This is a genomic window from Streptomyces sp. NPDC098781 (assembly GCF_044759995.1).
Lineage (GTDB): Bacteria > Actinomycetota > Actinomycetes > Streptomycetales > Streptomycetaceae > Streptomyces.
Genome location: NZ_JBIWAK010000013.1, coordinates 44,286 through 57,862, shown reverse-complemented (window position 1 = coordinate 57,862; position 13,577 = coordinate 44,286). Strand labels below are relative to the sequence as shown.

Sequence of the window (13,577 nt, the reverse complement as noted above, 5' to 3'; positions counted from 1 at the left end):
TCAGTCGCTGTCCGTCGCCTTGCTGGAAAAACCCCAGGTCATGGCCCCGATCGCCAGTTCATCAGCGACCGAGGCGACCGAAGGTTGAGTCTATGGATGAGTAATGCCCATCTTCGCGTGCGTGTCATAGATGTCGAATCCCAGTCGCTTCAGTCGCTCCTTCCATCCAAAGCCGCTGTTGAGACAGCCTTCTTGATGCCGTGGAGCGACTGGGAGGGGGCTTCAGTCGCTGCCTACAGCGACTGAAGCCCCCTCCCAGTCGCTCCACGGCTCACAGATTTTCGGATCCAGGGTTGAACCAACCGATCCGGCTGGCCGTAGCAGAGATTGCCGGGCTGCCCCCGTACCCGGCACATCGGCCCGGCGGCGCTTCTGCCCGCCGGGCCGATCTATCGTCGTGATACGGAACCCACCGCAACCCAGATGTTGCCCGTAGGATGGCTACTTCCCGTTCCTGCTCGCTTGCGCAGCCCGTGGGGACGGAGCACGCCCCACGAGGCGACGCCGGCATCGGGCCCCCTCCGGGCCCCCTCCGGGCCACCGTCCGGCAGCCCGGAGGGGACCGCCGGACTGTCCAGCGGCTGCTCGAGGCAGCTCACCGGGAGAGCCTGATCGTCACATCGATCTGCCCGGCATGGGGGACGCGCAGAATGTGCATGCGTTTGCCGCCCATGTAGAACACGGTGCTCGCAGCGGTGATCGTTGCGCTACGGGCGGTCTCCCAGCCAATCTTGATCACTGCATTGCCACGGTGCAGCTCCAACCCGTGCGCCGTAGCGGTGGCCGAGCCGCCGAAGGTGAGCCGGGTTCCGTTGGTGAAAGCCACTTGGTCGTTCGGATGCAGCACGAGGGGGATTTGCTCGGTCGCCGCCACTCCGGCCCGCACCGACCTGCGGACGAGACGGTCCGCAACAGAGACATCGGTGACCACTCCCGAGCCGGAGCTGAATCGGAATGCGTACGGCTCGCCCCCGTGGACGGTGCCCACCACCGGGCCGTCGGCATCAGGGGCCTGACCTGGCAGGACTGTGGCCCAGCAGGCGTAGTTGTTGTTGTTCAGGGACTGGATGACCGTGCCGGCGACCGGATGCCACAGGAAGGACAGGCCGGTTCGTACATGCGTGGTCGGCCTGGTGCCGAGGTACGCGCCGAGGTAGACATCACGGCGCTTGACGTAGAGAAAGTCCCTTCCCTGGTCGGTGCGCCGCTCGGTGAACCTGCTCGACGCCAGGTACGGAAGCGCCGCGATCGCCCGCTGCTTGGCGCTCCGCGTGGCGAAGCGCTCGCCGTAGAGCGCGTGGGTCAGGATCCGCGGTGAGGTGTCCTGCTTGACCAGCCCGGAGACCGGTGCGGAGGCGGCAGCCCATTGCGCGCGTGCCGCGGCCAGGTCCTCCCGGGCCGACAAGAAGGCCCCGAGGTCGGGCACGACCGGCACGAACTGCGAATTCAGGGCGGTCCGTTCGGGATCGGGTCTGGTGTCGTTGTAGAAGAGCGTGCTGGTCCGTGTGGACGGCGCGATGTTGGTGATCCAGCCGGAGCCGTCCGGCTCACGGAGCATGTTGTACCCGAGCCACTCGGTGTACTTCTCGGTCATGGTGACCAGGTGCGGGTTGTTCGACTTCCGCCAGGCGTCGGCCATCTCCGGCAGCATGACTTCGAAGTTGTAGTTCATGTCCATGCCGCCCTCCTCGTAGAAGAAGCCGGCGGGGCTCTGCCCATTGGTCCTCAGCCGTTCCAGGGCGGCCGTCAGCTGCTGCCACAGCGCGGCGTCAGGGTCCTGTTCCAGCGCGAGACAGGCGCCGGCCAGGCCGCCAGTGACTTGGTTGGCGAAGGTCAGGCGCGTCTGCCAGACCGCGCCATTGGAGGGGTTCAGCAGCCAGGTCATGGCCTGCCGCAGGGCGGCGCTGATCTGCGACCTGCGGCTCGGCAGGATGTTTGCGGAGCGCATCAACGCCTGGGTCTTGCTGAGGTAGCCGAGCCCGAACCCGGTGGCGGACAGCGAGTGTTCGTTGCTGGAGTACTCCGGCCAGGAGCCGTCCGAGTGCTGCAAGCGCAGGTAATGACCGAGCGCCGCGTCCAGTGCCGCCAGCAGCGCGGGACTCTTGGTGTACGGATTCCAGGAACGGGACTGGGTGGCGAACCAGGCGAGTGTGTAGACGTGTTCCTGTACGCGGGCGTTGTACCAGGAGTTCGGACTGCGCCACCAGCCGTTGCCGAAGAAGCCGGTCGTGGCCGGATCAGTGTCCTCAATGCCGTTCACCATGGCGGCGAGGCTCACCAGATACGGGGCGAAGCTCTGCTCCTCCGGGAGAAAGGCTCTCCGCAAGGGGGCCCCGGCGGGCAGGGGTGTGAGATCCGGCAGCGCGGCGGCAGAGGACGTGGGGCTCGACGCGATGGATGTGCGGGGGACGGCGAGTGCGGTGAGGAAGGCGGCAGCACTCGCGCCTGTCAGCAGGTTGCGGCGGGAGAGAGCTTTCTTGTGCTTCATGAGTGCGGCTCCTGCAGTGGGGGGACACACGCGGCGGAGTGTCAACTCTCAGTCACGGTACGGCTGGTCGGACACGGTCACCCGTAGCTCTCTCTGCGGTCAAGGGCTAATACGGATTACTCCCGTGTCTTGACGATCCACGGGAGCTGCCCCAGACTCGGGTCTCACTCACTGATAATGCGTATTATCTGCCCCATGTCCCCGCCAGGATTGGACACTTCCGACCGTGACCGCCGCCAACCGGCGTCTGACTCAGCACGACATTGCCCGGATGGCCGGGGTCAGCCAGACGACGGTGTCCCTCGTCCTCAACAACCGCCCGGACGGCGACGTACGCATCTCAGCCGAGACACGTGAGCGGGTCCTGCAAGTGATCCGGGAGACCGGGTACGTCGCCGACCCCGCCGCCCGCCGGCTTGCCGAGCGGCGCAACCGCATCCTGGGCGTCTTCACCTACGAGGCGGTCTTCCCCTCAACGAGTGCCGACTTCTACCACCCGTTTCTGGTGGGCATCGAGGAGCGCGCCGAGAAGGTCGGCTGCGATCTCCTGCTGTTCACCAGCGCCAAGCAGGCTGGTGGCCGACGCCGGATCTTCAGCGAGGACAGCAGGATCCGCCTCGCCGACGGATGCGTTCTGCTCGGCCGGAGCCTGGACCGCGGCGAGCTGGCCAGGCTGCTCACAGAGCAAGTCCCGTTCGTGTCCCTCGGCCGCCGGGATGACGCGGGCGGTCCGGTGCCCTATGTCGGCGCCGACTACACGCCGGCCGTGCGCGCACTGGTGACGCAGGCGCACGGCCTCGGGCACCGACGGCTCGCATACGTGGGCGCCGCGGCGGGCGCGGAGTCCCTGACGGACCGCTACCGAGGGTTTCGCGAGACGATAGCCGAACTGGGCGCCGACGGCGTCCACTTCCCGCAGCCCGACTTCGAGCAGCTGATCCGCTCCGGAGTCACCGCCGTCTTCGTCGAGGAGTCCGCAGACGGCCTGGCATTGGTGCAAACGGCGCGGCAGCGCGGGGTGCGGGTACCGGAGGAGCTCTCGATCCTGGCTCTGGGCGCGTTGACCCGCCAGGTCGACGTCGACGTCGACCTCACTGGCTTCGCCATCCCCCGGCGGGAGATGGGGCGAAGAGCCGTGGATCTTCTGATGGACGTGATGCAGAACGGCGGAGCGCCGCAGGAACTGCTCGCCTGCACCCCGGTCGCCGGCGCGACCCTCGCGCCCGTCCATACCACGAAAGGTACGAACCACCATGTCTGAGGCGTTGACACTGGGTACGCCAGGGACTCATGCGGCCGAGCCGGTGGCGCCGCAGGCCGAGCTCTCGGCGGACGCGGTGGTCGTCGGAGGAGGCCTGGGGGGTGTCGCGGCAGCCCTGGCTCTCCTGCGCGGCGGGCGTACGGTCGTCCTCACCGAGGAGTACGACTGGCTCGGAGGACAGCTCACCAGTCAGGCCGTTCCGCCCGACGAGCCTTCCTGGGTGGAGCAGTTCGGCGTGACCGCCAGCTACCGGGCACTGCGTGACGGAATCCGGCGGTACTACCGCGCGCACTACCCACTGACCGAGCGCTCGCGGGCCTGGGCGGAACTGAATCCCGGCGCCGGGCACGTCAGCCGCCTGTGCCATGAGCCGCGCGTGGCCGTCGCGGTGATCGACGCCATGCTCGCCCCCTACCGAGGCTCCGGACGGTTGCGCGTGCTGCAGCCCTTCCGGCCGGTGGAGGCGCAGACCGACGGTGACCGTGTGACGAGCGTGCGGCTCCGCCACCGCGACGACGCAAGCACCGTCACCGCTGTTGCCCCCTTCATCCTGGACGCCACCGAGACCGGGGAACTTCTTCCCCTCACCGGAGCCGAGTACGTCACCGGGTTCGAGTCACAGGCGGACACGGGCGAGCCGAGCGCCCCCGCCGAGGCTCAGCCGCTGAACCTGCAAGCCGTGTCGGTGTGCTTCGCCATGGACCATGTCGACGGCAACCACACCATCGACCGGCCGGCGACCTACGACTACTGGCGGACGTACCAGCCGGACTTCTGGGGCGACCGACTGCTGTCCTGGCGCTGCCCGAACCCGCGCACCCTGGAGACGACGGAGCGGTCGTTCACCCCCAATCCCGACGATGACCCCTTGCTCGTAGTCGCTGACCAGCGCCGCAGTGCCGGCGACGGGAACCTGTGGACCTTCCGCCGGATCGCCGCCCGGCGCAACTTCGTCCCCGGGACGTACGAGAGCGACATCACGCTCGTGAACTGGCCCATGATCGACTACCTGGACGGACCGGTGATCGACGTCCCGGACGCCGACCGGCACCTGGCCGCCGCCCGTGAGCTGTCCCGCTCGCTCCTGTACTGGATGCAGACCGAAGCCCCCCGTCCCGACGGCGGGAACGGATTCCCGGGCCTGCGGCTGCGCGGCGACGTCACCGGCAGCGACGATGGCCTGGCCCAGGCCCCCTACATCCGCGAATCCCGGCGCATACGGGCCTTGTACACCGTCACCGAGCAGGATCTGTCGGTCGCCGTCCGCGGGGACAAGGGCGCCGTGGACTACCCGGATTCGGTGGGCATCGGCATGTACCGCATCGACCTCCACCCCTCCACCGGAGGTGACAACTACATCGACGTCGCCTCCTGTCCGTTCCAGATACCGCTCGGTGCCCTGGTGCCGCAGCGCGTGGAGAACCTGCTCCCCGCGAGCAAGAACATCGGCACGACCCACATCACCAACGGCGCCTACCGGCTGCACCCGGTCGAATGGAACATCGGCGAGGCCGCCGGCACGCTGGCCGCGTTCTGCCTCGATCACGGCACAACCCCGCACGCCGTCCGGGAGCGGCCCGGCCTCCTTAAGGATTTCCAGCGCAGACTGACGAGCGATGGGCTGGAGCTGACCTGGCCCCACGTAGCGAGTTACTGACCGGCCCCAGTCACGGACTTTGCACACCACGAAGGAGCCCGAGAGTCATGGGAATCACTGAAACCACTCGCACCAGGCGAAAGACCTTGCCTCTGGTCGCCGCCGTCCTCGCGCCGCTCACCTTCGTGACCGCGTGCGGTGGCTCGGCCGGGTCCGCGGAGGAAGGCCCCGTGACGCTGCGGATGACGGTGTGGACGGCGGACGAGGGTCACCTGCAACTCCTTGAGGACATCGCCAAGGAATACCGCAGATCACACCCGGACATCGCTGAGATCAAGTTCGATTCTCTGCCCCGTGAGACCTACACCACTGCACTCACCACCCAGATCGCCGGGGGCGATGCCCCTGACCTCGCCTGGATCCTGGAGAGTTCCGCTCCCGACTTCATCAACTCGGGCGCTCTGGCCCCGCTGAAGGAGAAGATCCAGGACGAGCAGGACCTGGTCCCCACCGCCACCAAGCTGTGGCAGAAGGACGGCGAGCTGTACGCCTATCCCTTCTCCACCTCTCCGTTCGGCGTGTTCGTCAACACTGACGTGATCAAGGACGCGGGGCAGAAGACACCCGCTGAGCTGATCAAGGACGGCAAGTGGAACTGGGACAACGCCATGAAGGTCAACGCGGCTGTGGCGGAGGGAGACAAGGCTGGCCTCTCCATACCCGACTTCGAGTACAAGGACTGGGACAACCTCGCCACCATCTGGGGCGGGTGGGACGCAGAGCCGTGGAGCGACGACGGCAAGACCTGCGGCTTCAACAGCCCGGACATGCTCGACGCGATGACCTTCTTCCACGACGCGGCCTTCAAGTCGAAGGCGACTCCCCAGCCTGGTGTGGTCGTCGACTTCTTCGCCGGTGACGCGGCGATGGCCATCGCCCAGATGTCGCGGTCCGCCCAGCTCAAGGACGCCACGTTCGGCTGGGACCTGGTTCCGCTGCCGTCCGGTCCCAAAGGCGACTACGCGGTGATCGGGCAGGCGGGCATCGGGGTCATGAAGAAGTCGCCCAACGCCGACGCCGCCACGGACTTTCTCTCCTTCATGACCAGCCCCGCCAACTCCGCCAAGCTCGGCCAGTTCTTCCCGCCGGCCCGGTCCGCCCAGCTCAATGCCGGTACTCTGGCCAAGAGCAATCCGCTGCTCAAGCCCGAACAGGTGCAGTCCGTCGTCATCGACGGCATCAGCAAGGGCATCGTCAAGCCCCAGCACACGGGCATGGACGAGCTGAAGCAGACCGTTCGTGCGGCACTCGACCCGCTCTGGAAGCCCAACGCGGACGTCAAGGCGGTCCTCGGCGGCGTCTGCGCCAAGATTCAGCCGATGCTGGGATCCTGAGGTGACGGTCACCAAGACCGCCCCACCCCCGCGAGCGACACGGCGGCGGCAGCTGCACATGCGGGCACCGCGTGGTGTCTTCTGGACGCTGTCCCGCCGCGACGCCCTGGTCGGCTACGTCCTGGTCGCGCCCCAGCTGATCGGCAGTGTGCTGTTCGTCCTGGTGCCGCTGGGCCTGGTCGGGTGGTACAGCCTGAACGAGTGGAACGTCCTGGCCGGGACCTTCGAGTTCACCGGCACGGACAACTACTCCAAGCTGCTGTCCGACCAGACCCTGCGCGAAGCGCTCGGCAACACCGCGGTGTTCTCGGTGGGTCTGGTGGCCCTCAACCTGAGCCTCGCGCTGTTCCTGGCATGCCTGCTCAACCAGCGTCTGGCGGGCACCGCCTTCTTCCGGGCGGTGTTCTTCTCACCGGTCCTGGTCACCCTTGTGGCCTGGACGCTCGTGTGGCAGTTCCTCCTCCAGCCACAAGGGGGAATCAACGGCCTGCTCGACGTCGCCGCGATCGACGGACCGAACTGGCTGCGAAGCGGCCCCACCGCCATGCTGTCGGTGGTTGTCGTTCAGGTGATCAAGAACGTGGGGCTCAACGTGGTTCTGTTCCTCGCGGCGTTGCAGGGCGTTCCTCCACAGCTCTACGAAGCCGCGAGGATCGACGGCGCCGGTGCCTGGACCCGGTTCCGGCGGATTACGGTCCCGCTCATCAGCCCCACGATCCTGCTCACCTCGATCATCACCTTCGCCGGCTCCCTTCAGGTGTTCGCCCAGATCGCCGTCCTCACGCAAGGCGGCCCCGGCAACTCGACGACAGTGCTCGTCTATTACCTCTACCAGCAGGCTTTCCAGTTCCACCACTTCGGCTACGGCGCGACCATCTCGGTGCTGCTCTTCCTCATCGTGGCTGTGCTCACCCTTGTGCAGTGGCGCCTGCGCCGAAGGTGGGTCTTCCATGAGTCTTAGGGCCAAGGTCGGCCTGTACGGCCTGCTTGTCGTGCTGTGTCTGCCGTTTCTGTTCCCGACCTGGTGGATGGTCACCTCGTCGTTCAAGCCGGTCAGTGAACTGCTCAGCTTCCCGCCGACGCTTCTTCCCTCCCGATGGGACTTCTCCAGCTACGAAGAGGTCTTCACGTTCCAGCCCTTCGCCAGGCAGTACGTCAACAGCCTCTACATCGCGCTCGTCGTCACCGTAGGGACGATGGCCGTGGCGGCCATGGCCGGCTATGCCTTCGCCCGCATCCGCTTCCCGGGCCAGAACGTCCTCTTCGTCGTCGTGCTCATCGGGCTGCTGATCCCGAGCGAGGTCACGATCGTCCCTCTGTTCCAGCTGTTCCACGGATGGGGACTGACCAACACCCACTGGCCGCTGATCCTGGTGCCCGTCCTCGGCGCCCCGGGCGTCATGGCCACCTTCATCATGCGGCAGTTCTTCCTGACCCTGCCGGACGAACTCGAGGACGCCGCCCGCATGGACGGCTTGGGCCGGTTCGGAACCTTCTTCCATGTGGCTCTCCCCCTGGCCCGTCCCGCACTCAGCGCCGTCGCCATCATCACCTTCCTGCACTCGTGGAACCTCTTCCTGGAGCCGGTGGTGTACCTGTCGGACCGCGATCTGTTCACGCTTCCACAGGCGCTGACCCATTACGTCGACACCTATGGCGGCCCCATGTGGAACGTCCAGCTGGCTGCCTCGACGCTGTCGGCGATGCCGGTCCTGATTGTGTTCGCACTGGCCCAGCGCCATTTCATCGAGGGCCTGGCACAGACGGGCCTGAAGGGGTGAGGAGAGTGGGCCGCTGAGGTGGCCTCTGTCAGCCGTTGGTGCCGGGGCGTGCGCGGCAGACGGGGTCCTGTCAGTCAGGAGGCCGGTGGGCTCTTGGGCTCGGGCCTTCCGGCCGTCGCCGGCCCTGACTCGCAGGGTAACGCGGGTCGGGGCCAGGGCTGTGGAGCGTGCGCCGCGAATCTACCAGGCGTTCAGGCAGGCCGACTCGCCGGGGTGGCTTCGGGGCCGGGAAGCTCGACGTCACATCGCAGGAAGGCGCCGCTCTCCTGGCGCAACGCCTTGACCAGGCAGTCGAGTTCCGAGCGCGTGTTGTAGAGCGTCGGGGTGACCCGTGCGGCGCTGCCTGGCTCGATTCCCCTGCGGGCGACAGTAACTGCAGCGGCGAAAACCCGGCCCGATCCTCCAAGATGTCCTGACTGCCCTACGACGCGCTGCCCCCGACCCGGTGTCCGTGGCGACGAGGTTCGACAGCGCGAGTGACACGGGTGTCATAACGGAGTTCCTGACCTTGCGCCGCTCCCCGAGAAGCTGTTCTCGATCGCCCGGTTCGCTTGCAGCGCAGGTCGTGCAGTACCACCTCGCCCAGTCCTGGGAACATACGCATCAGCGCGACGGCGGCCTTCCCAGCCTTCCGGATCAGGTGCTCGTCCGCATCGGCCGGGGCAACGCCCGGGCGCTCGACATCCTCCACGCTGTCTGCGTGGTGCGCCACAAGTGGTGCCGGTGTCTGGTCAGGAGGCCCTTCACTCGGCGAGGCGCCCCCATGGTCCCGCCGCAGGCCTTGGGCTGAAACCAATCCCGGCCCCGCGCGGGCCCGGCTCCAACTCCGCGGCCAGGGCAAAGACGGCAGTCGTGAAATCAGGCTGACCAGGACTCTGCAATCCCCGGGTCACTCTCTTCACTTGCCGGTGAAGGTTGCTGCCTTAGGGTTCAGTGTGGTGGCGTCCCCTGTGGTGGCGGGGGCTGCGACGTGCCAGGTCCCGTTCCGGTTCGAGGTGGCGTCGGTCGCTGTCACCTTGGTGGTGTAGGTGCAGCGCACTGTGTCGTTGCCAGCAGACTTGCAGGTGCCGACTCTGCGGCGGCCAGGTCCTTGACGGTCAGTTCCTCCTTGGCGAAGGAGAACTTTTCGGGCCAGGCCATGACCTTGAGGTCCTTGATGCCGGAGGACGCCGTGACGTCAGTGGTGAAGGTGAACAAGCCGTCCCGGCCACCGTCGGGGGCGCTGTACTGGGTGGTGCTGTTCGCCAGGGTGGGCTCCTGGTCCCCGGCGTAGGCGTAGACGAAGGCTCCGGCACCCCCGAGGACGACGGCACTGGCGACTGCGGACAGCGCGACACGGCGGGACATGGCAAGGTCTCCCTGACGGTCGGCTGGGATGATCCGGCGCTCGAGTCTGCGCCGCTGCACAGATGTTCGCAGCGTCAAGGTGTCCGGGCAGTGAGTGCAACAACTCAACTTGATCTGAGCAATTGTACGTGGATTGCCAGCCAGGGACGATTTCGCACTACTGTGCCGGGGGGCTGCCGTCCGAGGCGGTGCCTGCTTGCAGGCTTCTCGCGTTCGGTGGTCTGCCCCGTACGACGGGTTCTCTCGGTGAGAGCGACTGCTGGCCCTAGTCCCCGGGCCCGCGCGCTACCGCGGCCGACCCGCTCCGGCACTTGCATCGAGGTCAAGGGAGACGTCCTCCTGACCGCACCTCATTGACGTGACGTACATGAGGTGCGGTCAGGAGGACGTCAGGTCGCGCGGCGCAGGGGGACGACGACGTTGTCGCCCATGCGCTTGGGGTCCAGCCTGTAGTACTTGATGTGCCCGATCTTCTCGGTCTCCTCGAGCCAGCCCGCTTCGATCACCTGTTTGCGCGTGCGCGAGAAGACGGGCGGGGCCATGCCGACGAGCTTGGCCAGTGTGGCGGCGGTCTCGAGGACGGCGCCGGACCGGTCGGTCGGGTGGAGGGCGTACAGCATGACGACGAGACGCTGGTTGGCCGTCATGCCGACCGTCTTCTCGAGCAGTTCAAGGTTCTTCTGCTTGTCGTCGCTGCTGATCACTGGGCCTCCCACCGCGCAGGGGCGTTCTCGTCAAATCCAGGGATTTCCGGAGGATTACACGTCTTCACCGCTTCGCGCTGCTCAAGTCCCGTTCCGTGGAAGGCAATGTACGGGCTGATGCGGTAGAAGTTGTAGTTCCCGATGCGTCCTCGCACGATCAGGATGCGGTGTCTGGCCAACTTCCTGTTGATCTTCCCCACGGCATCGGTGGACATTCCCACCCGTTTGGCGATATCAGCTCCCGTGGCCCTGAGCGGTTCCATCCCCTCAGGCGAGACCCCGATCCACCACAGGATGAGGAACTTCTGGCTGGGCGTGAAGGCCGTGGACTCGGTGATCGCTTCGACCCGCGTCTTGTCGACCTGTGTGTGCCTGCCAGAGAAGGCGTATGGCGCATAAGGGACCGGTTCGCCGGTGTCGGCGTCGACCAGCCTGCGTACTGCTCCCAATGGGCCCTCCCTGTAAGGGGGGTTGACGGACGGTTTATGAGGGGCGGCCGTGAGGCCGACCAGATGAACTTAACGTACATGAGCAAGAAGTCAATTAACTCCGCCCTTCGGCCGTGTCGCTTGCCGGGTGGGACAGATCGCGTGCCGGTGTTCTCGGCTTCCTCGATCCCGACTGATGTACGTCACGTCAATCTGCCACGTCCGGAGGATCGTGGTAGTCAGATCCCTCAGCAGTGGTGACAGATCAGATAATCGCTGTCCCAGTCCGCTGAGCCGTGGTGTGCGGTTCACGGGACTGGGTGACACGTCTGAGGGTTCTGCCTACTCAGTTCCCTCGAACGCCCTCAGCGGCCGGCGGAACTGCCAGGCAGTTCCGCCGATCTTGGCCCCTCAAGGTGTTCTTGCAGGTCAGGCCCCAAATGGCGAGCGCGCGCTCTCTTGATGGGACAGCACCTCTCAGGTCCGACCTCACCCCAGGCCAATGACGCTGCGGCGGCAAAGCCGCCTCACTGCCGGCCGAACTGACTGGTTGCTCGCTCTGCCATGGGACCAACACACCTCTGCTCCAACACAGCACTCCGTTACTCACGGTCGACGCTCGATCGCCTGAGCCGAGGCTTCCCACAAGGCCGCGGGTGCCCACGTACGTACGACCCTGCCGCTTTCCGGCGCGCAAGGTCTGGGCCACGACGAAACGGATTCGCGCCGGGAAGTGGCAGGGCAGCGGGGTCCAGGGGCCGGCGAAGGCCCCTGGTACCACGCGCCCCAGCCACTGACGACGACCCCCGGTGTGCCCGGCACCCTCTACTGACCGCCGTCCCTGCGGCGTGGGTGTGGTGACGCGAGCCGAGGCAACCACGGTCACCGGCAGGAGAGCTCTGCGCGATGGATCGATCGGGAAGCAGAGGCAGTCGCCAGCTCTTGGATGCCGAGCAGTACACGGCCTGCAAGTTGACCGAATGCGGCTCCCGCTTCTGCACCGTGGGTTTGCGTCAGCGGGACAGGCGCCGCACCGCAGGCCCCATGCTCTCGCCCGCTGTCAGGCACTCATTGCCCCTGGCCTCTCAGCAGCCCACTGCCGCACCCACGGCGGCCCTCCTGTGCCTGTCACCCATCGTGCCCGTCAGGAGGGTGCGCGCAGCGCGTCCACCGGTTCCATTCGTGAGGCCCGCAGGGACGGGTAGAGCCCCGCCAGCAGTCCGACGAGTGCTCCGGCCAGCGGTGCACCCAGAGCGAGGCGCAGATCCAGTACCGGGGTCCACTGCCGGACTACGGCCACGCACACCACGACGGCGATCCCCAGGGCGGCCCCGATGACACCGCCGAGTAGCCCGATGGTCGTGGACTCCAGCAGGAACTGCCCGGCCACCTGCCGTCGGGACGCTCCCAGCGCACGCCGCAGCCCGATCTCCCCGGTCCGTTCCATCACCGTCACCAGGGTGACGTTGGCGATCCCGATCGCGCCCACGACCAGGGAGACCAGCCCCAGCACCAGGAAGAGGCCGTTGACGTCACCCTGCACCCCCTTGCGGGGCTTGGACAGGTCCGGCGGGGCGGACACGGTCAGGGAGCCGTCGTGCCCGGGGGCAAGGGCGACGGGCGCCTGCCTGGCCACCTGCTGCGCGGCTCCGATCGAGGTGTTGATCAGGACCTTGTTGACGTCTTTCAGATCCAGCAAGTCCGCCGCCGTGGTGGGCGGCAGGATCACCGAAGTGGAGAGCCACTGCTCGCGCTGGATGCCCTCGAGGATTCCGATCACGGTGTAGGCCTGCCCGCGGATGAAGACAGCCGGGGCGCCGTCCAGACTCCGGATGCCGAGCAGCTTCGCGGCCTGGTCGCCGAGCACGGCCACACGATCGTGGCGGGTGACGTTGCCAGGATCGTAGAACCAGCCCTGCGCCATGGTGCCGCGTACCGCCGCCGGCAGTCCCTCCGAGGCGGCCACCACGGCCAGGGTCTGGGCCGAGGAGTCATCCGGTGAGACCACGTTGTTGGCCCGTACGGGCACGTTGGCGGTCGCGTCGGACTCCGCGAGGGCGGCAACCGACGTCACCCCGGCCAGGCGTTGCACCGCGTCGACGCCGGACCAGTCCACCAGCGGACCGCTGTCCGTGCCCGGCGGTGCGGCTGGCACCTGCACGCTGACCGAGGTGGCGGTGAGCGCGCTGAACCTGCCGACTATCTGGTTGCCCGCTGTGGACGCGACACCGATGGTGATGACCAGCGTGCCGATACCGAGCACCGTGCCGAGGGTGGTGAGCGCCGACCGTATCGGGCGGGCCAACACGCCCGACAGGGCCTCCGCCCACAGATCCCTGGGATCGATCCAGGGCCGCGCGATCCCTTGCCCGTCCCCGTTGTTCACCTTCGCGCGGAGCCCCCGCCTGTGCCATGGCACACGAGGTGCCGCTTCCACGTCCCCACCCTCCGCGGCCGCTGGGGTCATCACGTCAGGGGTCGAGCTCACGCGGTCCTACCTTCGTTCGCCCGCAGCGCGATGTCACGGCGCGGGCCTCCTACGAGCACGAGCGGTTGGACGACAGAGGGCGAAGCCAA

At 67.1% G+C, this 13,577-nt stretch carries 9 protein-coding genes and 1 pseudogene; 5 read left to right on the top strand and 5 right to left on the bottom strand.

Annotation, left to right across the window (positions count from 1 at the left end; translation table 11 throughout):
* Positions 1 to 595: 595 nt before the first annotated feature.
* Entirely contained in the window at positions 596 to 2,488 is a 1,893-nt protein-coding gene (locus ACIQWG_RS37995; RefSeq protein WP_404104772.1) for a hypothetical protein, read from the bottom strand.
* Between the two features lie 226 nt (positions 2,489 to 2,714).
* On the opposite strand from ACIQWG_RS37995, the gene ACIQWG_RS37990 reads away from it, so the two are divergent.
* From ACIQWG_RS37990 to ACIQWG_RS37970, 5 genes are read left to right on the top strand one after another with little or no spacing between them, the layout of a single operon-like run.
* Positions 2,715 to 3,749: a LacI family DNA-binding transcriptional regulator gene (locus ACIQWG_RS37990; RefSeq protein WP_404104769.1), complete on the top strand. Its 1,035-nt coding sequence runs from the start codon at positions 2,715 to 2,717 to the stop codon at positions 3,747 to 3,749.
* A complete protein-coding gene (locus tag ACIQWG_RS37985; RefSeq protein WP_404104766.1) occupies positions 3,742 to 5,406 on the top strand; it encodes an FAD-dependent oxidoreductase in 1,665 nt (554 codons plus the stop codon). Before ACIQWG_RS37990 ends, ACIQWG_RS37985 begins: the two co-directional genes overlap by 8 nt.
* Positions 5,407 to 5,453: 47 nt before the next feature.
* On the top strand, positions 5,454 to 6,740 hold the full coding sequence (locus ACIQWG_RS37980) for an ABC transporter substrate-binding protein (RefSeq protein ID WP_404104763.1): 1,287 nt from the start codon (positions 5,454 to 5,456) through the stop codon (positions 6,738 to 6,740).
* A 58-nt stretch (positions 6,741 to 6,798) separates the two neighbouring features.
* Positions 6,799 to 7,701, top strand: coding sequence for a carbohydrate ABC transporter permease (locus ACIQWG_RS37975; RefSeq protein ID WP_404104988.1), 903 nt, complete (start codon positions 6,799 to 6,801; stop codon positions 7,699 to 7,701).
* On the top strand, positions 7,691 to 8,521 hold the full coding sequence (locus ACIQWG_RS37970) for a carbohydrate ABC transporter permease (protein ID WP_404104760.1): 831 nt from the start codon (positions 7,691 to 7,693) through the stop codon (positions 8,519 to 8,521). Before ACIQWG_RS37975 ends, ACIQWG_RS37970 begins: the two co-directional genes overlap by 11 nt.
* 898 nt (positions 8,522 to 9,419) lie before the next feature.
* Here ACIQWG_RS37970 and ACIQWG_RS37965 read toward each other — a convergent pair.
* From ACIQWG_RS37965 to ACIQWG_RS37950, 4 genes and pseudogenes are all read right to left on the bottom strand, one after another.
* Positions 9,420 to 9,868 (bottom strand): annotated as a pseudogene (locus tag ACIQWG_RS37965) (DUF5707 domain-containing protein).
* 389 nt (positions 9,869 to 10,257) lie between these two features.
* The gene (locus tag ACIQWG_RS37960) at positions 10,258 to 10,569 is read right to left on the bottom strand and encodes a replication initiation protein, RepL2 (protein WP_404104985.1); all 312 of its coding nucleotides are present in this window, start codon (positions 10,567 to 10,569) and stop codon (positions 10,258 to 10,260) included.
* Positions 10,569 to 11,021 carry a MarR family transcriptional regulator gene (locus ACIQWG_RS37955; protein WP_404104758.1) on the bottom strand — a complete coding sequence of 151 codons (453 nt, stop codon included), beginning with the start codon at positions 11,019 to 11,021 and terminating at the stop codon, positions 10,569 to 10,571. The genes ACIQWG_RS37960 and ACIQWG_RS37955 overlap by 1 nt, the downstream gene beginning before the upstream one ends.
* Before the next feature lie 1,123 nt (positions 11,022 to 12,144).
* Positions 12,145 to 13,419 (bottom strand): ABC transporter permease, encoded by a 1,275-nt coding sequence (locus ACIQWG_RS37950; protein WP_404104755.1) that lies wholly within the window; start codon positions 13,417 to 13,419, stop codon positions 12,145 to 12,147.
* Positions 13,420 to 13,577 lie beyond the last annotated feature (158 nt).

Coding starts and splice junctions, on each gene's coding strand:
- ACIQWG_RS37995 (WP_404104772.1), bottom strand. CDS start 2,488: ATGAAGCACAAGAAAGCTCTCTCCCGCCGCAACCTGCTGACAGGCGCG.
- ACIQWG_RS37985 (WP_404104766.1), top strand. CDS start 3,742: ATGTCTGAGGCGTTGACACTGGGTACGCCAGGGACTCATGCGGCCGAG.
- ACIQWG_RS37980 (WP_404104763.1), top strand. CDS start 5,454: ATGGGAATCACTGAAACCACTCGCACCAGGCGAAAGACCTTGCCTCTG.
- ACIQWG_RS37975 (WP_404104988.1), top strand. CDS start 6,799: ATGCGGGCACCGCGTGGTGTCTTCTGGACGCTGTCCCGCCGCGACGCC.
- ACIQWG_RS37970 (WP_404104760.1), top strand. CDS start 7,691: ATGAGTCTTAGGGCCAAGGTCGGCCTGTACGGCCTGCTTGTCGTGCTG.